Source organism: Ketobacter sp. MCCC 1A13808, assembly GCF_009746715.1.
Lineage (GTDB): Bacteria > Pseudomonadota > Gammaproteobacteria > Pseudomonadales > Ketobacteraceae > Ketobacter.
This window is the reverse complement of sequence record NZ_VRKW01000002.1, coordinates 267934-289811: the sequence shown is the minus strand read 5'-3', so window position 1 is coordinate 289811 and position 21878 is coordinate 267934. Positions and strand designations below refer to the sequence as shown.

Genomic DNA, 21878 nt, shown 5'->3' with positions numbered 1-21878 from the left:
TATTTTTATGACCAGGGTTTCACTCGTTGGGTTGGCCGTGCTTGCGTTAGCGGGCTGTTCATTGGCGCCGGAATATCAGCAACCGGAAGCGCCGATACCGCAGAATTGGAAAACCAATAATCCAGAAATAGATAAGCAGTTAGATGCTGACGAAACACCGGCTGCGGCAACGCTGGGTTGGCGGGAATATTTTCTCGATCCGGTGTTACAGGGTTTGATCGCTGAGGCGTTGGAGAATAACCGGGAATTGCGAATCGCCGCGTTAACGGTGGAAGCCTATCAAGCGCAATACCGGATTCAGCGTGCAGAATTGTTTCCGTCACTGAATGTGGAGGCGGCGGGCACCCGACAGCGAGTACCTGCGGATTTATCTTCAAGCGGACGTGAGCAGATTTCCAGTCAATACAGTGCTACGGTCGGAATGCCAGCCTGGGAACTGGATTTTTTCGGGCGTCTGGACAGCTTGAGCGAGCAGGCGTTGCAAACCTATTTTGCGAATGTGGAAGTGCAGCGCAGTACCCAAATCAGTTTGGTGGCCAGTGTGGCTCAGGCCTGGTTCACGTTACTGGCCGACCATACTCTGTTGGACTTAACCCAGGATACGCTACAAAACTATCAACGTAATTTTGATATTACGCAGCAAAGTTTCGATGCCGGAAATGCGTCCGCACTGGATTTGAGTCAAGCCCGCACTTCGCTGGACAGCACCAAGGTCAGTCTGGCGGTGTATCAGCGACAGGTGGCCAGTGACCGTAACGCGTTAGCGCTCTTAATCGGTCATCCATTGCAGCAGGAGGTGATGAGTGATGCCAGCCTGGAAAATACGCTGCTGGCAGAAATACCTTCGGGGTTACCTTCCCAATTGTTGCAGCGCCGGCCGGATATTCTGCAGGCCGAACACATGTTGAGGGCTGCGAATGCCAATATTGGCGCAGCACGTGCCGCGCTGTTTCCCAGCGTCGCTCTGACCAGTAACGCGGGTACCGCAAGCAGTGAACTCTCGGGCCTGTTCGAAAGCGGTTCAGGCACCTGGATGATTGCACCGTCGTTGAATCTGCCGATCTTTAATAGCGGTGCACTGCAGGCTCAGGTTGACGTAGCCGAGATCGAACAGAAAATCCGTGTGGCCCGCTACGAACATGCGATTCAGGTTGCCTTCCAGGAAGTGGTGGATGGGTTGGTGGCACGTCAAACCTACGGTCGGCAGTTGCATTCGCAGCAGGAATTGTTGAAAAGCACCCAACGTTATTACGATCTGGCCGAGCGGCGTTACCGTAGCGGGGTGGATAGTTATCTGACGTTGTTGGATGCGCAACGCCAATTATTTACGGTACGTCAGAACCGCATCGGAGACCGTCTGAGTCAGTTGGTGAGCGAGGTGAATTTGTACAAAGCGTTAGGCGGTGGTTGGCAGGAGCAGGCGACCGATGTGGTGAAGCCTAATGGTTCTTCTACCTCATGCGATAAAGACAGCCAGGATTATAATATTGATTGTGAGATTCCGGGGGGCGACGGGAAAGCAAACACCGTTTCAGGTTGAATCGGAATGCGTTGCTGGGTGATTTAACTCAGTTCGGACAGTAATTCATCTGCAGTCCAATTCCTTCGTTGTTGCTCGCAATCATGGATTAAGCGGGTCAGGTGCTGATTAACGGGCGCATCTCGACCCAGGGCGTGGGCCAGTTTAATCACTTCACCGTTAATCCAGTCGATTTCCGTTGCTCTGCCTGCCTCCAGATCCTCCCACATGGAGGAGCGCGCCACTGGATCTATTGCCAGCATGGTTTTGGCGAGGCGGGCAAAAATCCAGTCCGGCAGACGCATTATTGTGGGTATCAGTGGCATAGGTAGTCCGGTCAATTTGACGATTGGAATACGGGCTGCTTTTAGCAACGCCAGGGTTTCGTCCTGGGCCATCGCCAGACAGCGGCGATAATTGCGTTGCGACAACTGCTCAAGTAAGGGGACGCCGGACAGCGCATTCACCGGGTTATTCAGATTGAGTAATAATTTTGACCACATAACCGAAACCATATCGTCGCGCAGTTGCAATGGCAGTCCGGCTTTAGTGAACCACGGCAAGGCGCTATTCAATGACGGGTGCCGCGTCGCCATCAAATGACCTTCAGTTCCGTGATGGAAATGCCCCGGATGTTGGTGTAATACATTGAAAGCAATCATGCCTGCCAGGATTTGTGCATCCGGTATCGCTTTTTCGAGCCGGGCAGAATTGGATATTCCGTTTTGCAAACTGATGACGGCGGTACCAGGGCGGATAAACTCAGCCAGCTGAAGACCGGCCGTTTCGGTGGCTGCGGATTTTACTGTGACCAGTACTAAATCCGCGTTAGCGGCACAGGCCGCGTCGGTTTGATATTGATTGGGCTGCAATCGCGTTTCAAATTTAAAACCCTGATAATCCGTGGCGAGCAACGGGTGTTGTTGCAGCGTTTCGCGCATACGGGGGCGGCCGACAAAGGTGACATTAGCGCCCGCAGACAGCAGTCTGGCTCCGACATAACAGCCAACACTGCCCGCGCCGAAAATAATAATTCTGCAGGGAGTCAGCTTGTTGAGTTCGGAAGTGTTCATATCCGGTCCGCTATGGTTGATGGTCGGTGTTAAACCTTAGCGGAAAATGCGCTTTAAGCAAAAGCCTTATTCTGCCGCAACAGCAGGCCAATCAAGTGAAACGGTCATAAAGCAAAAATAGTACAGCGAAAGTGAGAATTAACGAATACCCTTTCCAGAAACGTAATGGATCGCGTTCAATCAAAGGAGGGCGGGACTGACTCAGAAAGCGTCTTCCGGGATGACGCAACTCGTGAACAAATTCGAACAAGTCTTCATAGCGTTTATAGCGATCCGGGTTGAGCGCCTTTCTTAATGCGTGATCGATCCAGACCGGAATATCGCGTTCTTCATCCAGAACCGATTGATAGCTCAGGCTGCGTAGTGCTTTGCGGTTACGAATCTTCGGAATCTGGGTGCCATAGGGTAAACGTCCGCACAGCATTTGATAGGCAATCACAGCCAAAGAAAACTGATCGGACTCTTCAGATCCCGGCTCTCCTAAAAAATATTCCGGCGCGGCGTACTGAATGGCACCCGGTACACTGCTCCGATCCAGCGTATCGTCCATTTCCAGAAGCCCGGCAACCCGGGTTGAACCGAAATCAATAATTTTTACTGTGCCGCTTTGATCAATCAGAATATTTTCCGGGCGCAGATCCTGATGCAACATTTCCATGCGGTGAAATGCCCGCAATCCTTTGACGATTTGCTCAATAATCTGACGCACGGATTCCACGTCGGGCTTCGGGTGGTCAATCATCCATTGTGCCAGGCTCTGACCTTCAATGTATTCCAGTGCGATGTAAAAAAAATGTCGCTTGCGATCTTGAGGGCTGGGCTTTAACACATAGGCACTGTTAATGCGCCGTGCGATCCATTCTTCCATTAAGAATTGTTCAAGATAGGCCGCGTCATGACGTAAATCGACAGACGGGGTTTTGAGTACGATTTGTTTGCCGCTGTTGTCATCGGTCGCGAGATAGACATGGCTACGGCTACTGGCATACAGTTCCCGTACGATAGTGTAGCCGTCGATATTGTCTCTGGGTTGCAGAGAATCGGGAAAAGGCAGTGCTGTTAGTTGCTGCACAATTTCGTTGGCGGTTTGGTCGGGAACAGCATCCACGCGCACAATTTGAATAGTCAGGTTGTCATCACTGCCTTGTTGCAGCGCTTGATCCACAATCTTGGCGGCCGCACGATTCAGATCGTCGGCCAGTTCGATGATGGTATTAAGCAGGTAGTCGGTATCGGCGAATTCATAAACCCCGTCGGTCGCCAGAATATACACATCCCCACAGAACGTTGGCTGCGAGTAGTAGTCAATTTCCACCTGTTGATTAATGCCCATCGCCCGGCTCAGATAGCTCTGTTCCTGAGAAACCCAAAACCGGTGATCTTCCGTAAGTTGAACCAGCTTCTTGTCCCGCAAACGATAGATGCGGCTATCACCGACGTGAAGAAAGTGCGCGGTATTGGATTTGATTACCATACCGCTAAAGGTGCAAACGTACCCTTTATCCCGCTCGTAACGATACTGGCTCTGCCGGGTTTGAGCGTGCAGCCATGAGTTATTGGCTAATAGCACCCGTTGCGCCGATTTGGAAACAGACCAGGCTTCGGAAGTGCAGTAATAATCTGATAAGAAACCGGTCACTGCCGCTTCGCTGGCTATCTGGCTGACTTCACTGGTACTGATTCCGTCCGCTAGTGCAATAGCGACGCCTTTGGTGCTCAATAACGGTTCTTTGGGGATCATTACGCCGTGAAAATCCTGATTGATTTCCTTGCGGCCTTTATCGGAATGTTGTCCGATAGACAGTTGCAGTTGGTTTGGCATGATTGTCCCGTGGCAGCTTTCAATAAAAAAAACGCCCGGGCTACGTTGATAGCCTGGGCGTTTTAGTTTCGCAAAAGATCAGGGGTACTGTCGCTATTTAAAAGTAACCTTGGTCCGGCTTAAGCAGTGGCACTGCGTGGCTCGGCAACGACACCGGCCTGTTTACGCTTCGGAGCGGTACGGGCATGAGTGCTATACAGAGTCAGGCCGGTGAATGCCAGTCCACCCACCAGGTTGCCCAATACAGTCGGGATCTCATTCCAGATAAAGTAATCCATAATGGAGAACTCAGCGCCCATGATAATTCCGGACGGGAACAGAAACATGTTTACTACCGAATGTTCGAATGCCATAAAAAAGAACAGCATGATTGGCATCCACATAGCGATAACCTTGCCACTTACGGTGGTGGAAATCATGGCCCCGACCACACCCATGGACACCATCCAATTACACAGCATGCCGCGGAAGAAAATGGTCATCCAGCCGGCAGCACCATATTCTGCGTACCCCAGGGTACGGGCTTCGCCAATACCGGCAATTTTGGCTCCTACCGGGCCGGGCTCGGTATTGAATCCCATGGTGAATACAAACGCCATCATAAAAGCGACGGTTAGCGCACCGCCGAAGTTTCCTAAAAACACCAAACCCCAGTTGCGCAGTATACCGCCCATGGTGACGCCGGGGCGTTTATCGATCAGGGCAAGGGGGCACAAAACGAATACCCCGGTTAACAGATCGAACCCCATTAGATACAGCATGCAGAAGCCGACCGGGAATAACACCGCCCCAATCAGAAATACGCCGGTTTGAACCGCGATGGTGACTGCAAACACCGCGGCCAGGGCGAGAATAGCGCCAGCCATATAGGAGCGAATAAGCGTGTCCCGGGTGGACATAAATATTTTCGATTCACCTGCGTCTATCATCTTGGTGACGAACTCGGAAGGAAGTAAATAAGCCATTGGTCTCTTCTCACAGAAAGATAAAAGAAAGTTGCCCTTATGACCCGCCGAAGCCAGGCAGCCATATGACAGAGGAATAGCAAAAAATGAACCAGAACGGAGGGCTAAGATTAAGTTTATGTTTTATAAGGGAATATATTGTTGAGGTGAGAGGCAGATCTAATGATTTTCGATGCGAGCCAATATTTTTGTTCCAGTTTGGTGCGGTGGCCGGAGTGAATTCTATAGGCCGCCGCAATTTGTCCATTTGGCGTCTTGGTTTAGGGCGGTTTGATTTTATTGGTGCGCCTTTATGGTGCGAATTGGATTCGGGCGGATTTCTTCTAATCCCCGGATCCTGATTTCGGTATAGTATTCCGTGGAATGGGCTGGAACAGGCCCCTCGTTGAGGGGGATGAGGTGTGAAGTGGATCCGTATGATGATTTGCCGGACGTACGCGACGGGCTGAATAAAAAGGAGCGTATCGTGTTGTATGTTCTGAACCAAACCCAAAAGGAACTGGGTGGCAGAAATGTGCCCACCACCATGTTGTACGGCAGAGTAGTCGAATATATTGATATGAGTGTGGCTGAATTCCAATCCATCCTACAGCGCCTTATCGGTACTAAGATAGACCGCTGAATTGAAATGCCAGGCGCAATCGGGTTGGGATGACCCCATCTATACTGAAGAGCCCAACATGCGTCGTAGTGTGCCGTCTTTATCAATCAGGTGATGTTTTAATGCACCGGCGATATGCAAAATAACCGCGCCCACTAAAGTGTAGCCGACTAAGCCGTGGGTTTCGTGTGCAAAGGACGCGATCGCTTTGTTGTGGGGCATCGACTTCATGGGATTTTCCGGATCGATATTCCGCGCCACCACTTCAATACCGAATACGTCAACACCACTACCCCCGTACGCCGACATTAAAAAGCCCGACAGCGGCATAAGGATGGTGCCGAATATCAATACGTAGTGAACCACTTTTGCCAGCAATGTTTCCCAGCTTTGATATTGACTAACAGGAACCGGCCAACCGTTTTTAATACGCCATATCACCCTGGCCAGAATCACAAAAAAGATTACGAACCCAAACGATTTATGCCAGGGATACAGGCTATGGGTCCCCGTCTCGTCCATATAAATACCCACCGCCAGCAGGCTGATGACCGTGATGGCGACGATCCAATGTAGCGTTAATGTTGTTTTACTAAACTGGCTTGGACTGTCTAATTGCATGTGCTTCCCCTCTCTACAGGTAAGTAAACAATACTATTATAGTAAAACGAACAAAATAACAACGGCTTAGCGCGTGGGAGAAGATTATGAAGGAGAGACGTAACGGATAGAAAAAACCAGAATGTGCCTACTGGTTTCTTCTATCCGGAAAACAACGCGCGCTTTATCGCGCTCGAAATGGGAGGTAACGACCTGCAGTTTTATTCACGAATCAAATAGAAAAAGAAATCCTCGTTTTCTTCCCCTTTGACTTCACCAAATCCAATAATTAAATCATCAGTCACTTTACGGAAGTAATCGATAATGGGTTGATTGTCATAGATGAGTGAAGTCGACACGCGATTTTCAAATAATACCTCACGCAGGCGCGCTGTACCTAAGCCGGTATAAGCCTGAATGGAGCCGTCCGGCGCGGTGACCAATAATGGCTCCACATACTCCATATTAACGAATCGCTTACCGTACCAGTTAATCGGGTCGGGTAGTCCACCGTCAAATTTACCGCCCCGCCATTGCCCCATGATGGCTTCGGGGTCGATGGATCTAAGTTTAAGAAACAGCGGCATAAGTTCTTCAGTGGTATAGGCACCGCCACTGTCGATTATTTCCTGCCATTTTTGTTGCAGTTTTTTATTGCTGTGGTGCTTGTAGGTTGCCTGGCTATTAATACTAAAGAGCGTGGCAAAAAGAAAAACGGTAAGCAATGTAAAAGCCCGGTTCATAGTAGATGCTCCATGCGTCAGTAAGTGAAAGTGTGTGGTCTATTCATCGGCACTCAGTCTTCATTGCCCCAGGGGGCTTTGAGGAGTTCAAGCAAGGTGCCGTCTGAATCTTTTGCATAGCCAACCATCGCGCCTTCCATTCCTTGGTCGCGGGAAATATGGGGCAGTTGAATAACGTGGTTACGGGATTGCTTGATATTGGCGGCTGCACCCAGGGGAGATAGGCTTCGCAATTCCAGCTTGACCGGATTATCCCGGTAATTTCTGTCGCTACCCTCAGTCCAATGCATCAGTACTAAAGCGGATCCGCCTGTGGATTCCAGAATATACTCGTCGTAACTGGCGGTGGATAAAAACTGACTTAGCTTGAACCCAAGCGTTTCGGTATAGAATGTTTTGGCAGCCTCCAGATCGCTAACTCCAATACCGAAGGCAGCAAAATAGGAATGGTTGGCCGTTGGCACACCGACAATTTCAATTAAGTTATTATCAATATCGCGACCAAATCCAACTTCCACGCCACCGAGTTCCGGCTGGGGCATGGGTGGCAAAAGAATTTGCCCGCCGGCTGCGACCATTGTGGCAACGAATGTGGTCGTGTTATTTACGTAGAACACTATTTTTCCGGGATTTTGCTGGTAATTTCTAGGCTTTCCATCGTTGAACCCCATTAGCACTAGATGGGAGCCGCGTGCATCCGCGGATTCCATCACAACCTCTTCCCGGTTATGCCTGAGCCGCCGGCCCACTTGTTTCATCCCCAAGCCATGGGTATAGAATTGAATGGCGGCTTCCAGATCGGTAACCCCGATACCGGCACCACTCAGGTAGTTTTTATGGGAACGTTTTATTTCAATGAGTGTGCCATCGGCGTCCTTGGCGTATCCAACAATAGCCTTGTTTCGCCTTTTATCGGGGCGAGGAAACTGAAGCAGGGGGTGCCGGGACTGTTTAATTGCGATGGCTAAATCCACAGGAACTCCGGTCGCGAACTCCAGCTTGACCGGATTGTTTTTATAGTTGCGTTCAATGCCGTTGGTCCAGTGCATTAACACCAGGGCCGAGCTGCCAGGCACAACCGATTCCAGAATGTATTCGTTGTACTGGCCGGGAATTTCTATATAGCGCTGTTCTTTAAGCCCCATCACTTGCACATAAAAATCACGTGCGCCTTGCAAGTCTGAAACGCCAATCCCGAATGCGCTCATAAACGATTCGGTGGCAGTGTTACTGCCGACCATTTCAATTAGATTGTTGTCCGGGTCACGAGCGAAACCCACCAGCGCCCCATCAAACTGGGGTTGTGCCGTAGGGGGAAGTAAAATCTGCCCCCCGGCAGAAACAATGTTGGTGGCAAACTGGTTTACATCTTTCGCATAAAAAACAATTTTGCCGGGGTTCTGATCGAATGCGCGCGCTTTATTATCGGTGTACTGCATCAGTACAATATCCGATCCACGGGCGTCTGCGGATTGCATTACGACTTCGACGCGGTTATTGCGGATCAGTCGTGTTGTCTCCTTCATGCCCAAACCGTGGGTATAAAATGCCACAGAGGATTCCAGTTCGGACACCCCGATACCCACCGCCCTCAGGTACGCCGGATTTGTCCGGGCCCCGGGTGTTTCAGGGTTGCCGTGTCCAGGAAGGTGGTCGGTAGACATCCAGCCAGTCAGAAGAAAAAAACTCAGCGCAACCAGCGCGAGCGTATTGATGGGCCTGTTTTTCATTGTTATCCCCAGCCGCGATTTAAAAATGAATGTTTGTTCAAGTCGGTCGGGACTATATAAAGTACGGTAGCGGAGAGGTGTATCTATAGTGGGAGAGGGGGCAATAAAGCGCCCCTTTTGGCCATAGATTTGTCTTTTTTGGCATAAAGTGGCGGCGTTATCGCGATGAAGGTAACTCAGTTGCCGAGCTGCGTATTTGACCAATAAGCAAATACTGAAACTCTGAGTAACTTTAGGTCGAATTATTGCTAGCACGAGCAGATTATTTGCTTACTTACTGTCTTGGTAATAATGGCGATCTCTCAAGGGCGCTATCAAACATAAGTAAGGAGCTGGAGATGAGTTGGGAGTACTCGCAATCGACGGGGCGGTTAACGCACAACGGGGTATTTGTTGAAAAGGGGTATTCCGGGTATAGAGAAGGTAAAGATAATCCGGATATGGAGCGTATCGTTAATGTGGGGCCGATACCCAGAGGAACATATCATATAGGCAGTCCCAGAGGCAGTAGTGAAAGCGGACCCCACGTATTGGACTTGTCGCCGTATGGGCACAACGCGCATGGGCGTACAGAATTTCTGATTCATGGTGATAGTATGAATAATCCTGGAAATGCATCGAAAGGGTGTATTATTTTGTCAAGAAAAACCAGAGAGAAGATTTCCTCAATGAGCGATGATGTCCTGGAGGTAGTGCGGTGAAAAGAATAGGGTGTTCAGCGATGTTGGTGCTGATTTCCGGTTGTGCTATCGGTGTTCCGTTAATCGAATCAAAGGTCGCGATCAGCGATGATATTGAGCTTGAATTCAAAGAATATCGATATACCAACGACGACCGGGCAGCTTGCGAAAAAAGTGAAAGCCACTGCTTCAAAAATGGCATACCGGTTTTTGGTACGGAATCCCTCCACCCGATCTCTCATTTGTCTGCGCTGGAACTTCGATACAAGGACACCCGATACCAACTGGATACGTCTTTCATGTATAACGCGGGTGCGGAAAAAGGGCACCAAGTAAACGGCGTGGTCGAATATTTTTATGCGAATTGTTACGACGCTAAAAATTGTATCGTGAGAGGCATTTTCTCGGATGCCGGAGGCACCTACGTAGCGGAATGGAAGGTCTTGGATGGCAAGCCCTTTAGAACCATACTGACCACGGCTGGCGACATTGTCAGCAAATTTGTCGATGACATCAGACCGCCGGTGTATCAATAAAATCAATGCCTGACCGTCTGGTTGGGCATCGGGACGCGTAGGCTTCTGAGTCTGCTACTTGCACAACCCTGCCGCACTCGAATAGAATGCGAATAGTTATTATTTGCGGTATTGGGGTAAGGAGTTGTCTGCTAATTCTGGGGATCAAGCACGAGTCAATGCGCTTTACATTGACCATAAGCAATGGCTGTTTAACTGGCTGCGTTCCCGTCTGAGCTGCGGCGATACGGCAGAGGATCTGACGCAGGATACGTTTCTGCGATTGCTGGTGTCCGGTCGTTTGCCCGGAGCCGGCAAAGGGCGGGCATTTCTGCGGCAGATTGCGAACGGTCTGGTAATCGATCTGCACCGTCGCCAGGTTCTGGAACGGTGTTACCTTGATTCGTTAGCGCTGTTGCCGCTGGCAGAAATGCCTTCAGCTGAGCATCAGGCGCTGGTATTGGAAACCCTGAACGAAATCGACCGTATGCTGGATAGCTTGCCGGAGCGGGTGCGCTCCACGTTTTTATTGTCGCAGTTCGACGGATTGACCTACAGCCAGATTGCGCAGCGGCTGGGGGTTTCGGTGGCTTCGGTTCGCAAATACATGCTTAAGGCGACCCTGGCTTGCGTGGTCACGCTGGGCACGCAGTCAGTCGACGAGGTGCTGCGGTGAAGGCGGCATTGCAACGGTTGGCGGATGAGATTGAAGTGCCGTTGGATGTGTTGATCCAAGCGCTGGAATGGCAGGTGACATCGTGGTCAGGCGAGATCACCGAGCAGGAATCCCGCTCGTTGCTAGCTTGGCGCAGTGCCCGCGAAGAGCACGAGCGCGCCTGGAATCAGGTGCAGTCGGTCTCCGGCAGGCTGAGCACTGCGACTTCTGCCAGTAACGGTAACGCTTTGCGCAGTGTCCGCAGTTCGCTGCCTCGGCGTAATGCGCTAAAAGTGTTGGGTCTGATGGTGGGGGGTACCGCTGCCCTGTATGGCGCGCGCGAATCGTCGATAGTGCAAAGCCGGTTCGCCGAGTTTCAGACTGGAACCGGGGAGACACGGGAAATCGCGTTATCCGATGGCACACGGGTGAATATGAACACCCGAACTGCGATCAATACTGCGTTTAGTGCCCATGAGCGCAAGGTGGAATTAGTCAGCGGGGAGATCTTTGTGGTAAGCACGAAGGAGGCCGACGTAGCTACCCGTCCATTCATAGTGCAAACCCGTCAGGGTCATGTGCAGCCCCTCGGTACTCGTTTTGGGGTGCGTCAGGACAGCCGCGTTACCCAGGTAAACGTGGAGCAGGGACGGGTACTGATTGCGCCCGCTAATGCCCGCAATACAGCCGCTCTGGACGCAGGATGGCAAACCCGCTTCACGGCCGATGACATCTTCGCGGTAGAGCCCACTCCACCCAACATCAATGCCTGGACCCGGGGGCTGTTGATCGTGGAGCGGCAATCGTTGGGTGATTTTCTGACGGTGCTGGGCCGTTATCGATCCGGCTATCTGCGTTGCGATGAGCGTGCTGCAAAACTGGTCGTGTCTGGCAGTTACCCGTTAGCAGACACGGATCGGGTGCTGGCTGCGCTGGAGCTTGCCTTGCCTGTTCGTGTCCGGCGCCTCACCCCTTATTGGATCAGTGTCGAAGCGGTCGCTTAAAAAAAGTAGCACTTTTCATTGCTCACTCGGGATTATAGATAAAAGCGCAAATTGAAACGCGCCAATACTTTATAACTTCCGAGGTTAGTCATGGGAATTCCAGGTAATAAACTCAAGGCCACCGGCCTACTCACCGCGGCGGCGATGGCCGCGCTTTCTCTCACGCCCGTATCCATCATGGCAGAAACGTCAACTCCGAAAGGGTTGGCCGCTGAACAAACGCGGCAATATGCTATCCCGGCCGGCACCTTGGATCAGGTGCTGAATCAGTTTGCCAGTGAATCGGGTATTTTGTTGGCGATAGACGGTAATCTGACTCAGGGTAAAACCAGCCAGGGATTACAAGGCCGCTTTAGCACCGAAGCAGGGCTGGAAAGGCTGCTGAACGAAACCGGTTTGCAGGCGCAGCCGGGTGACGCGGGTTATACATTGAAACTGCGGGACCAAAGCAGATTGCCGCCGGTTAAAGTCAGTGGATCGGTGATCGCGGCGGAGCGCGATACGGTAACTTACGATCACCAGGCAATTGAGCAGATACAGCCGCAAGATATTAAAGATCTTTTTCAAAACGAATCCGCGGTGGCGGTCGGTGGCTCCATCCCGGTAAATCAGAAAGTGTATGTGCGCGGTGTGGAAGAAACCGCGATGCTGGTCACCGTAGACGGTGCCCGTCAGAACAATAAAGTGTTCCACCATAACGCCACCAATTTGATTGATCCAAAGCTGCTGAAAGCTGCCACGGCGTCCGCAGGTGTCGCGCCGGCGGATGCCGGGCCGGGTGCATTGGGTGGTAGTTTGGTTTACGAAACGGTTGATGTGGAAGACATGCTGGCACCGGACCAAAAATTCGGTGGTTTCGTTGACGGTCGCTATGCTTCCAATGGCGAGCAGTGGACCACCTCTGGCTCACTTTACGGGCGTGAAGGCAAATTCGAAGCGCTGGGCTATGTGAACAAAATAGACGGCGATAATTACGAAGACGGCACTGGGGAGGAAGTGAATTATTCAGAGTCGGCGTTGATCAGTGGGTTGGCCAAAATCGCTTATGGCTCGGAGCAGGAAGGGCGCTTTGAACTTTCCCGGGAGCTGGTTAACGATGATGCGGCAAGACCCTATCGGGCCAATTTCGGTGGCTTGACCGTGGGCAGACCGACGCCTGAGTCACGCAATTATGACCTTTCCCGCGACAACACTGTCTTTAGCTACACACTGGATCGAAGCAAAGGCGGGTGGAATCCTGAGGTGACTGTTGCCAAAAGTGAAACCGAGCTGGAAACGATAGAAGTACCATTAGCGGCACCGGAAACCACCGTAGCCTATAACGGCATAACTGAAAGCTATACGGCCACGATGAAAAACCGCTCCTATACCGGATTTGCAGAAATAGTGTCCGGTGTAGATTATTACAATGACAGTGCCTTGTTCCGGTTTGAGGGTGATCCAGATCTGGAAGAGAACGCCGAAAATGTCGGGGCGTTCATTCAATTACGCCAGCAATTAGTGGATGCGTTGGATTTGTCGTACGGGTTGCGCTATGACCGTCAGGCGTTTGAAGGCACGGATGATTCTTCACACGACGATAGTGGAGCCAGCGGTAATTTGTTTGCCGAATATCACATTAACGATTATGTTGCAGTGAACGCGGGCTACGCCCAGGTATGGGGTGGCGTCGCACTGGCTGAAAATTACATTCTCAACAGCGCGTGGGTTTACACAGATCTGAAGCCGGTGGAATCGCAGAACTACACAGTGGGTGTCGTGCTGACGGTGGAAGGCTTTTTGGCTGAAGCCAATAGTTACCGCACCAAAATAGATAATGGCCGGGTACCTTCCTATAGCGGTGGTCCTGACCTGGTCGCGGATTTTGATATTGAAGGCTACGATCTGGCCTTGGGTTTCAGTTCCGATCGTGCGCACCTATCCATTAAGTATTCCAATGTGGATTCCGAGAAAGACGGACAAGCGGCGACCTCTTACGATGGCAACTATTTCACAGCGCCTTTGGGTGAGTTGATTGCCGTCAACGGGGCGTATAATTTTCCCGTGCAGCGTTTGACTCTGGGCGTGAGTGCTGAAGTGTCACTTGAAAATGATGCGGTGGAAGACAGTGGCGCTAAGCAGGACGGTTACACGGTTATCAATATGTACGCCGACTATCAGCTACTGGATTCGCTGGCATTGCGATTTTCGGTGGATAACCTGAACAATGAAGCCTATACCGATCGTGCCAGCTACGGCCAGGAGTTCACCACGGTTAAACCGCTGCTGGAGCCCGGAAGATCGTACACTCTGAATGCCAGGTATACGTTTTAAACCGGGGCAGTTAGGGGGGGGCGCGGAACGGTCTGGAAGCATCATCGGACTGATTTTAAAAAGACCCTGGCGTTGCCTGAATGCGCGACGGTCGGTGCGGTTCCCAATGTGACCCGGTTACGTCCGGATTCTTTGGCACGGTATAAGGCCTCATCGCAGTGTGCAATCAACTGGGTGGGGTCTATGCCAGCCAATGGTTGTATTCCGATTACGCCAAAGCTGGCAGTAATAGAGAAAATGTTGTGATCAGTTTCAATGTGGGTTTCACTGATTTTTTTGCGGATGCGCTCGGCTACACTGAGTGCAGACTCGGTATCGGTTTCCGGCAAAATAATAATGAATTCCTCACCACCGTAACGACAAATAATATCGTTGGGTCGACTGACTGCCTTTTTAAGAATACCGGCAATGGATCCCAGGCAACGGTCCCCGGTCAGGTGACCGTGCTCATCATTTACCGCTTTAAAATAATCGATGTCTAACATGATCAGGCTCAGCCATTGTTTTTTATCAATGGCGTCCTGCCAAATCTGCGGATAAATATCGTTAAAGAAGCGCCGGTTGCGCACTCGTGTTAAGCCATCATTAATGGACAGCTCCGTAAGCACCTTGTTTTCATGCTCCAGGCTTGCCAGAACCCGCGAAATATCCAGCGTCCGTTCCCGAACCCGAATTTCCATCTCGTTTTTGGCCTCTTTTTCCGCCCGTAGCAAATCCTCCTGAGCTAATCGCAGGGCCCTTTCTTTGTGGGTCAGTTCGGTTTGCGCGATCAGCCGTTGTTTGCGTTCGGACGCCGCTTTATTGGCAATGGTGTAGGAAAACAGAATGGTTTCGAGCATGATGCCCACATGCCATGCATAGCTAGTAAATAGATTGACCGGAAGTATTCCCCAGGCTTTCAATCCGTAGAGTGTCGCCCCAACTATCCCGGCAGACCAGCCCAACAGAAGTGACAAGGCCGCGGGTTGCTTTTGTCTAACACAGATATAGAAGATAAAGCCAATAGCCGCCCCGGAAAACATGCAGACGATGCTGGTGATTTGTATGGAATAAAAGTGGGGTAAAAAGAGTCCTTGGACACTACCGAAAACAAGCAGTGCGGCGATATAGCCGGATAGGCGGAAGAGTCCACGGTGGCGGGTTTTCAACTGCAAAAAATTACGGATGAAAAGAACCGCGAACAGGATGGATAGACTGATGGAGGAGGCGAGCATGTCGCGGCTGAGGAATATATTTTTACTGCCAAGTAGTGTACTGGGTATTCCTTCCATTGTGACTATACCCATCCCGTGATGTGCCAGAAGAAATAACAGATAGTAGAGCAGTTCCCGCTCTCTTAGGGAGGTGAGCATGAAAATGGCGAACAGAATATTGGAAAGTATTAAGCCTGCATATAACGTTATCGCTATGGTGTCAGCCAACAGGTAGTTTTGATAAGCCGACGGCGTTGATAGGTAGATTGGCAGCGCTAATGTATCCTGGCTATCTATTGCAAGGTAGTACTCCGTTTCAGTATGCGCGGGAACGTTTAACTCAAATAGGTAGAATCGGCTTGAATTACCTGGATCAGTCTCCGGGTGCAGCCTGCCTCTGTGAATCGGCAGATAGGTTCCGGTCGCGTCGGGCTGGTATAGAGTGATGTTATCCAGAAGGAAATAGCGAATCTGCAGCAGCCGGATATGGGCACGGGATTGTGGATTGCTAAGACTAAAGCGCAACCAGACGCGCGCTTGGGTAAAGCTGAAATTCAGATTGTCCACATGCCCGTCAGTGAAATCGCTGCGTTGTTTTACGTCTTCCAACGTTAACGCGAGTTCATAATCAACAAGGTATTGCAGATGCCGCCCCAGGGGGACGCTCTGAGTCTGATCGCTTAAGATGAGCGGAGCGCAATGCGCTAAAGATGTTGATAGCCAAAGTAGACACACAGCCAGGCACCGGATAGCTGTCATCTTTCAGCAAACCTTTAAGTTTGTATACATTATTAATGTATAGACACAGATGGCGGCTTATTCTAGTGGTTCTATGTGTCCAACGGTAACGGAACTGATTTAATTGACTCAGCCACATTGCCATTTTCTATAGCGCAATAATGAGTTTTAACGATAGGACTAATAGGCTAACGGCTCTAAGTCCAAGAGCCGGGAGTCCGCGGTGAACGGGAGTGTGGGCGGTATGCGCTACCGCCCGCACTGTGCAGCTTGGCGGGGGGATCAGCGAATCCACATCGGCATAGCAGCCGGTACGTTGTCCCACTGCACAAAGTCGTTGAATAAGACGGTCACCCGGTCGGTGTCAGATGGCCAGTCAGGTATGTTGATGACTTGCATCAGACCATTTTCACCTCGTGGGATCATGGTCAGTCGAACCCGGCCGGTCGCTTCCGGGCTGGCAGGAATGTACAGATCCGATCCGGTGATAAAGGGCAAGCCGTGAAAATAGGCCAGAGGTTCTGCCAATTGGCTTTGCTTATCCGATCCGGCATCAAATAAATAGATGGCAGTAGTGCGATTGCTCAGCGGACTGTTGGCTGCATTTACTGTATTCACGCCGTTTATAGCGAGAATATCGTTATCCACTGCAACATCACCCCAGAACTCTTTATCGCGGGATATGACCAGGTTGGTTTGTTGCGGGCTGATATCCATATTGGCACCGACACCGGCCCCCAGGGGAGATGTTTGTAAACGCACAAAGTAGTCATCACGGATAAAGGGTTCTTTATATACATGGTGATTTTGTCCATCGCGCACAATCACGAATTCATATTGATGACCCCGCTTGGCTTTGAATGGTCCCCACTCACCGGTTTCGTCAATATTGAATTGAGCAACGGGTCTGCGTTTTACACGTTGCCCGTCGAACCCGCGCACTTGATACACTTCCACTTTTGAATCGGCGACACCGGTATTTTGTGGAAAGTAAACCGCACGGCCGGCAATCTGGATGCGATTGGAACGGGACAGCAGAATGTCGCTGGTGTTAGCTTCGCTTCCCGTCAGGAATTTATACATCAGAGCGAACGATTCAGCCGAGGTTGCCACTTCAACGTGGGATTGGTTTTCTATCTGGATATTCTCCGCGCCGACGATCGTGCCTCGATCAGAAATACTCACTTCGGCCCAAATCGCCAATGTGGGTACGCCGCCAGGCGGAGCCGCCGCCGGATAGCCGTCAATGTTAACAAAATGTGCAACCTGAGCGGCGCGTTCCGGCGACGCTAAAAATTCCTGCGAGACGCGCGTTCCCAATGAATGGCCCATCAGATCAATTTGTTCGGCGCCGGTCTTTTCTTTTGCTTCAATGATCAACGCATCTAAACGTGCATGAACGTCGGCCATGGTGTTAACGGAAAAGCTCGAGTCGTATTCCAGCGCGTACAGATAGTCTTGCGGATAGCCGTTACTGGTAAAACGCATTGCCTGGGATTCGAATTGCGATGCCGAGCCGGCGCCGCCATGCACGAAAATAACCGGATTGTGTGGGAAAGGGTGGTGTTTTGAACCTGCAAAAAGTGAGACGGACAGTGTGCTGGCGGTGAGGGTCATTAATGCCAGGATTATCCATTTGAATGGGTTAAGTTTTTTTATTTTGTTCATTCTTGCTCCGGTGCCTGTTGGGTTAAGGTTAACAAGTCTTAACCGGAACCGGGTTTGGTACAGCAGACAACTGAATCCCGTGGCCTCTTTTGATGTGGCGTTTGGCCTTCCCGTACAGCACTTTAGTGAATGATCGTTCATTGCTTGTCTCCGCGCCGGGCCGTGCGCCCGGCTGCGGCCTCAATAAATCCCCTTTTAGGCGCAAAACCTCACACTTCCGGGTTGGGCTATTTCATAGGAAAGAAAACAATCATGGATGAAAATAGATACCCAGTGCCTTTGGGCTATGACATACACAACTCTACGGGTGATAAAAATGAAATTCTTTTTGGGCAAAAGCCGGCTTCAGGATTCACTGACTGTAGCGGTTTTTATATCAGCGTTGCTACCGTCTGTGGGTGCAATCGCCGCTCCGCAAGTAACCCGCTTATGGCTGGTAGACGCCGCAACGGACGTTCGTATTCAGGAACTGGAAGATTTTCAATCTCTGCCACTGCCTGTGTTATCCAATGCCTTATCAATAGAAGCCGAAGTCAATGGGGAAACAGAAAGCGTTGCAATGCGGATTAATGGAGTAGAGTCCAGTCTTGAAAATCTGGCGCCCTATTCATTGGTCGGTGATGCGTCCGGCGATTTCAATGCGGCGCCTCAATTGCAAACTCCGGGCTGGATCAAGATCTCGGCAGAGCCATTTTCTGAAAACAACAGCGGTGGTATGGCCGGAGTGGAACATGAAATCAATTTGTACCTGTTCCAGCCCAATTTTTTTGTGAATAACCCGCTGGACAAACACGACTATGATCCGGGAGACGGTGTTTGCTCCATTACGAAACCGTTGACCTTGACGGATTTTGTCACTGTTCCGGTGCCTATACCCGCTATGGATCCAAAGATATTCAGTGAATTTCAGGTGCCGTTACCCGGCAAGACAACACCGCCCCGTAAAACGGAACTGCAGAATATTGACCTGGGGCGGTTCAATGATCTGGGTTTGCAGATCCCTCCGCAAGCAAGCCGGATTCCCGATGATTTTAAAGCGCCGCCCATCTATACCAAGGGCTGTACGCTGAGGGCAGCTATTGAGGAGGCAAATGCCTATCCCGGAACGCAATCGATTCTGGTGGATGGCAGAAAAAGCCCGTTTAAATTAACAGAAGGTCAATTGGACATTACCACACCCATGACCATCAAAGGGTATGAGATGCCGGTCATCGATGCACGAAAAGCGTCACGTGTATTCTATGTTGATGGCGGTGGAGCCAGCATGATAGTCAATCTTAGCGGGTTGGATATGGCACGTGGAGAGGCCTTCTCCGGCGCGCGGGGTGGCGCGATTCAGGTTAACAACAACGCTTATTTACAGATTACCGACAGCATAGTACGGGAAAGCCGGGCCAATTTTGGCGGTGGTATCTATTTGCAAAATGGCGGTGACCTGCGTTTGATTCGATCAGCGGTCCGGGATAACGTGGCGGGCCATCCGGAAAGCTTTGGCGGCGGCGGTGTCACTCAGCGGGGGGGTGGCATCTATAATTTGGAAGGCACCGTTTATATTATTGATAGTTCGGTGTTTGATAATCTGGCCGTCCGCGGTGGCGGGTTGAGCAATAAAGGCGGGCTGATGCGCATCGAAAATTCCACTATTGCTGACAACGAAGCGGTTTCTATTGGTGGCGGAATAGAAAACCAGAATAACGGTGATGCAAACGCTAATCTGCATATTGCTTTTTCAACCATCACCCGCAACACAGCGGGTACATCGGGTAGCGCTCCGGTTGAACAACGCAAAGGCGGTGGACTCTACAATACCGGACGCGCTTATATGGCCAGCTCCATTCTGGCAGAGAATACAGATCCCTGGTATTCCGGCTATCAGCATCACGCACCGGACTGCTTCAGCCCCGATATGTATCAGTTTAAATCTTATCGCAACAATATAGTCGGCGTGCTTAACGAGCAGTGTAGCTTAACCGATTACAGCTGGGGCAATACCGCGTGGTTTGATTTCGGCAGCGCGGATTCACCGCTTGATCCCGGACTGGGTTCTCGTTCAATGTGGGATCATCTCGCTTATTTTTCATTGTTGGCCAGTAGCATTGCGATTGATAACGGAGCCCCGGCAACGGCCAGCCTTTACCCCTGTGAAGACCATGATATGAGGGGTCGCCCGAGGCCGGTGGGGGCTGGTTGCGATATCGGGGCGATGGAACGGCAATAAGACATTGGTCCGGCTACATCAGCATAAGACTGCCCGAGTCCTGCAGCGTGTCCCTAAGCAATATCAGTCTTTGTTGTAGCTCCTTTTGATTCACTGCGCCGCCTAAGCATAAGCGGATGGCGTCCGGTGGATTGTTGTCGGTACAAAATGCGGCGCTGGATACGGCGCTGATGCCATGATTGCGAAGATAGACGGCTACGTCCGAGGGGTTGGCGCTAAACGACTTTGGCAGAGGTAGCCACAGGTGAAAGCCATCGCCATGGTATTGATATTTCAGCGGATGAAGAACGGTTTTGGCCAGTTGCTGCAATGCCCGTGATTGCTGGCGTTGAGCTTGAGTGACTTTGCTCACCGTTCCGTTCTGGATCCAGCGGGTTGCCAGGGAGGTTGTGATCGGGCTGGACATGACTGATAGCGCCCGCAGGGCACCGGCCACTCTCTGTGTTGCCAGTTTGGTGGGCGCATATAGATAAGCCGTGCGGCACCCGGCCCCAAAGCATTTAGAAAAGCCGTTTATATAGTAAGTTAACTCCGGAGCGTAAGTAGCAATAGGCGGGTGCTTAATCTCCGGTACCAAGCCATAGGCGTCATCTTCAATAAGGGTCAGGTTATAGCGTAGCGCCAGGTCTGCAATACCTTCGCGCCGGGCTCTGCTCATGCTCGCGGTGCTCGGGTTTTGCAGGGTTGGGTTGACATACAACGTGTGTATTTTTTCTGCTTTACAGAGTGTTTCCAGTGCGCGCAACCTGGGGCCTTGCTGATCGGAATCAACGGATAACAGTTGAATGCCAAGCTGTGCTGCGATGGCTTTCAACCCCGGATAGACCAGACTTCCCACGCATAAGCTGTTGCTTTTGCTGCAGTGCAGGCTGAGTAATGCGAGCAGTGCGCTGTGGATTCCGGGACAAACCAAAATCCGTTGCGGTTCCATGCGTGGGAAAAGCGCGTGCAAAAATAAAGCCCCGGCCTCTTTGTCGGTGATAGAGCCGCCAAAATCCTGATATCTCAGCAATGACGGGAGATCTTGGGAAGCCAGTGTTCGGTTCATATCATCCCGTACCTGTTGAATTAATGCCGCATCCTCAATTTCCGGTGGCGAGTTCATCGTCATTTCAATATCGCTACCGTTGCGTAGCGGTAAGGTATGGGTTTTGCCTTTTATGAAAGAGCCGGAGCCGGGGTGGGAATCGATCAACCCCCGATTAGAAGCCTCTTTATAGGCGCGGGTCACGGTGGTGTAGTTCAACGATAACAAGTCGGCTAAATCGCGCAATGCCGGTAAGCGATCCCGGGTTTGTAAAACACCCCGATCGATATCCGATTCGATCAGATCTGCAATCAACAGATAAGCCGGCCGCTTTTTCCCTTGTTGTAACTCGGTGACCCAGTGTCGGTATTTCTCGGTCGGCATGGTTATCTCCGTTGCTAGCCGTTCACCCATTATCTAATGAGTTGATTTGCAGGTTTTATTCCAATCAACGGGAAGCAAACCGTAACCCATTGATCGCATAAAAATGCAATCAATGCCCAATCAACGAATGCAATATCAGAACGCACTCGTACTCTGGAACGTGCTGTTGAGGTGCGTTTTTTGTCGCTATCTAAGTATGCACGCACCGCAGCTAGTGCGACACATAAAAATTTTATGGCGGGAGAATTTCATTTCGCGGGATTGATTGCATCTTGATTGTATATCCCGGATTTAAAGCTGGCACCCCTGTTGCTATGTCAGTGATGTAACGCCGGGGTTATTGCTCGATTTTGCAGTAACAAACTCCTGTTATTAACAGCGCCGGGCGCAATACCCATACCAACACCAGACGACATAAATTAATGTCATC

Annotated in this window: 17 protein-coding genes; 8 read left to right on the top strand and 9 right to left on the bottom strand. The window is 50.9% G+C overall.

Translation table 11 applies throughout. From position 1 onward, the window contains the following. The first annotated feature begins 7 nt into the window (after window positions 1–7). Complete coding sequence (locus FT643_RS05240) at window positions 8–1540, top strand: efflux transporter outer membrane subunit (RefSeq protein ID WP_156869906.1); 1533 nt, start codon at window positions 8–10, stop codon at window positions 1538–1540. A gap of 23 nt (window positions 1541–1563) precedes the next feature. Here FT643_RS05240 and FT643_RS05235 read toward each other — a convergent pair whose 3' ends face one another. The 3 genes from FT643_RS05235 to FT643_RS05225 form a co-directional block, all read right to left on the bottom strand. Further along, window positions 1564–2592, bottom strand: a complete 1029-nt coding sequence (locus FT643_RS05235) for a 2-dehydropantoate 2-reductase (protein WP_156869904.1) — start codon at window positions 2590–2592, stop codon at window positions 1564–1566. Between the two features lie 91 nt (window positions 2593–2683). Then, a complete protein-coding gene (locus FT643_RS05230; RefSeq protein ID WP_156869902.1) occupies window positions 2684–4414 on the bottom strand; it encodes a bifunctional protein-serine/threonine kinase/phosphatase in 1731 nt (576 codons plus the stop codon). Window positions 4415–4533: 119 nt separating this feature from the next. After that, window positions 4534–5379 carry a formate/nitrite transporter family protein gene (locus FT643_RS05225; protein ID WP_156869900.1) on the bottom strand — a complete coding sequence of 282 codons (846 nt, stop codon included), beginning with the start codon at window positions 5377–5379 and terminating at the stop codon, window positions 4534–4536. A 406-nt stretch (window positions 5380–5785) separates the two neighbouring features. Between FT643_RS05225 and FT643_RS05220 the strand changes: the two genes are divergently transcribed. After that, a complete protein-coding gene (locus FT643_RS05220) occupies window positions 5786–6001 on the top strand; it encodes a hypothetical protein (RefSeq protein ID WP_317621949.1) in 216 nt (71 codons plus the stop codon). 39 nt (window positions 6002–6040) lie between these two features. Here the strand turns inward: FT643_RS05220 and FT643_RS05215 are convergent, their stop codons facing one another. The 3 genes from FT643_RS05215 to FT643_RS05205 form a co-directional block, all read right to left on the bottom strand. Next, window positions 6041–6601, bottom strand: coding sequence for a cytochrome b (locus FT643_RS05215; RefSeq protein WP_156869898.1), 561 nt, complete (start codon window positions 6599–6601; stop codon window positions 6041–6043). 200 nt (window positions 6602–6801) lie between these two features. Next, entirely contained in the window at window positions 6802–7323 is a 522-nt protein-coding gene (locus FT643_RS05210) for a DUF4334 domain-containing protein (RefSeq protein WP_156869896.1), read from the bottom strand. Between the two features lie 53 nt (window positions 7324–7376). Then, window positions 7377–9053: a VOC family protein gene (locus FT643_RS05205; protein WP_156869894.1), complete on the bottom strand. Its 1677-nt coding sequence runs from the start codon at window positions 9051–9053 to the stop codon at window positions 7377–7379. A gap of 338 nt (window positions 9054–9391) precedes the next feature. On the opposite strand from FT643_RS05205, the gene FT643_RS05200 reads away from it, so the two are divergent. The 5 genes from FT643_RS05200 (at window position 9392) to FT643_RS05180 (ending at window position 14220) form a co-directional block, all read left to right on the top strand. Beyond that, window positions 9392–9754, top strand: a complete 363-nt coding sequence (locus FT643_RS05200; protein ID WP_156869892.1) for a tlde1 domain-containing protein — start codon at window positions 9392–9394, stop codon at window positions 9752–9754. A 20-nt stretch (window positions 9755–9774) separates the two neighbouring features. Continuing rightward, the gene (locus tag FT643_RS05195) at window positions 9775–10269 is read left to right on the top strand and encodes a hypothetical protein (protein WP_156869890.1); all 495 of its coding nucleotides are present in this window, start codon (window positions 9775–9777) and stop codon (window positions 10267–10269) included. A gap of 124 nt (window positions 10270–10393) precedes the next feature. Further along, window positions 10394–10924: a sigma-70 family RNA polymerase sigma factor gene (locus FT643_RS05190; protein ID WP_156869888.1), complete on the top strand. Its 531-nt coding sequence runs from the start codon at window positions 10394–10396 to the stop codon at window positions 10922–10924. Continuing rightward, window positions 10876–11907, top strand: coding sequence for a FecR domain-containing protein (locus FT643_RS05185; protein ID WP_156869886.1), 1032 nt, complete (start codon window positions 10876–10878; stop codon window positions 11905–11907). The genes FT643_RS05190 and FT643_RS05185 overlap by 49 nt, the downstream gene beginning before the upstream one ends. Before the next feature lie 90 nt (window positions 11908–11997). After that, window positions 11998–14220 (top strand): TonB-dependent receptor, encoded by a 2223-nt coding sequence (locus FT643_RS05180; RefSeq protein ID WP_232339868.1) that lies wholly within the window; start codon window positions 11998–12000, stop codon window positions 14218–14220. Window positions 14221–14261: 41 nt separating this feature from the next. On the opposite strand, the gene FT643_RS05175 is transcribed toward FT643_RS05180, so the two are convergent. Continuing rightward, window positions 14262–16172, bottom strand: coding sequence for a sensor domain-containing diguanylate cyclase (locus tag FT643_RS05175; protein ID WP_156869884.1), 1911 nt, complete (start codon window positions 16170–16172; stop codon window positions 14262–14264). 261 nt (window positions 16173–16433) lie between these two features. Beyond that, entirely contained in the window at window positions 16434–17819 is a 1386-nt protein-coding gene (locus tag FT643_RS05170) for a lipase/acyltransferase domain-containing protein (protein ID WP_198043335.1), read from the bottom strand. Window positions 17820–18135: 316 nt separating this feature from the next. Between FT643_RS05170 and FT643_RS05165 the strand changes: the two genes are divergently transcribed. Beyond that, a complete protein-coding gene (locus tag FT643_RS05165) occupies window positions 18136–20037 on the top strand; it encodes a right-handed parallel beta-helix repeat-containing protein (RefSeq protein ID WP_156869880.1) in 1902 nt (633 codons plus the stop codon). Window positions 20038–20050: 13 nt separating this feature from the next. Here the strand turns inward: FT643_RS05165 and FT643_RS05160 are convergent, their stop codons facing one another. Further along, on the bottom strand, window positions 20051–21448 hold the full coding sequence (locus FT643_RS05160) for an aminotransferase-like domain-containing protein (RefSeq protein ID WP_156869878.1): 1398 nt from the start codon (window positions 21446–21448) through the stop codon (window positions 20051–20053). Between the last annotated feature and the right edge of the window lie 430 nt (window positions 21449–21878).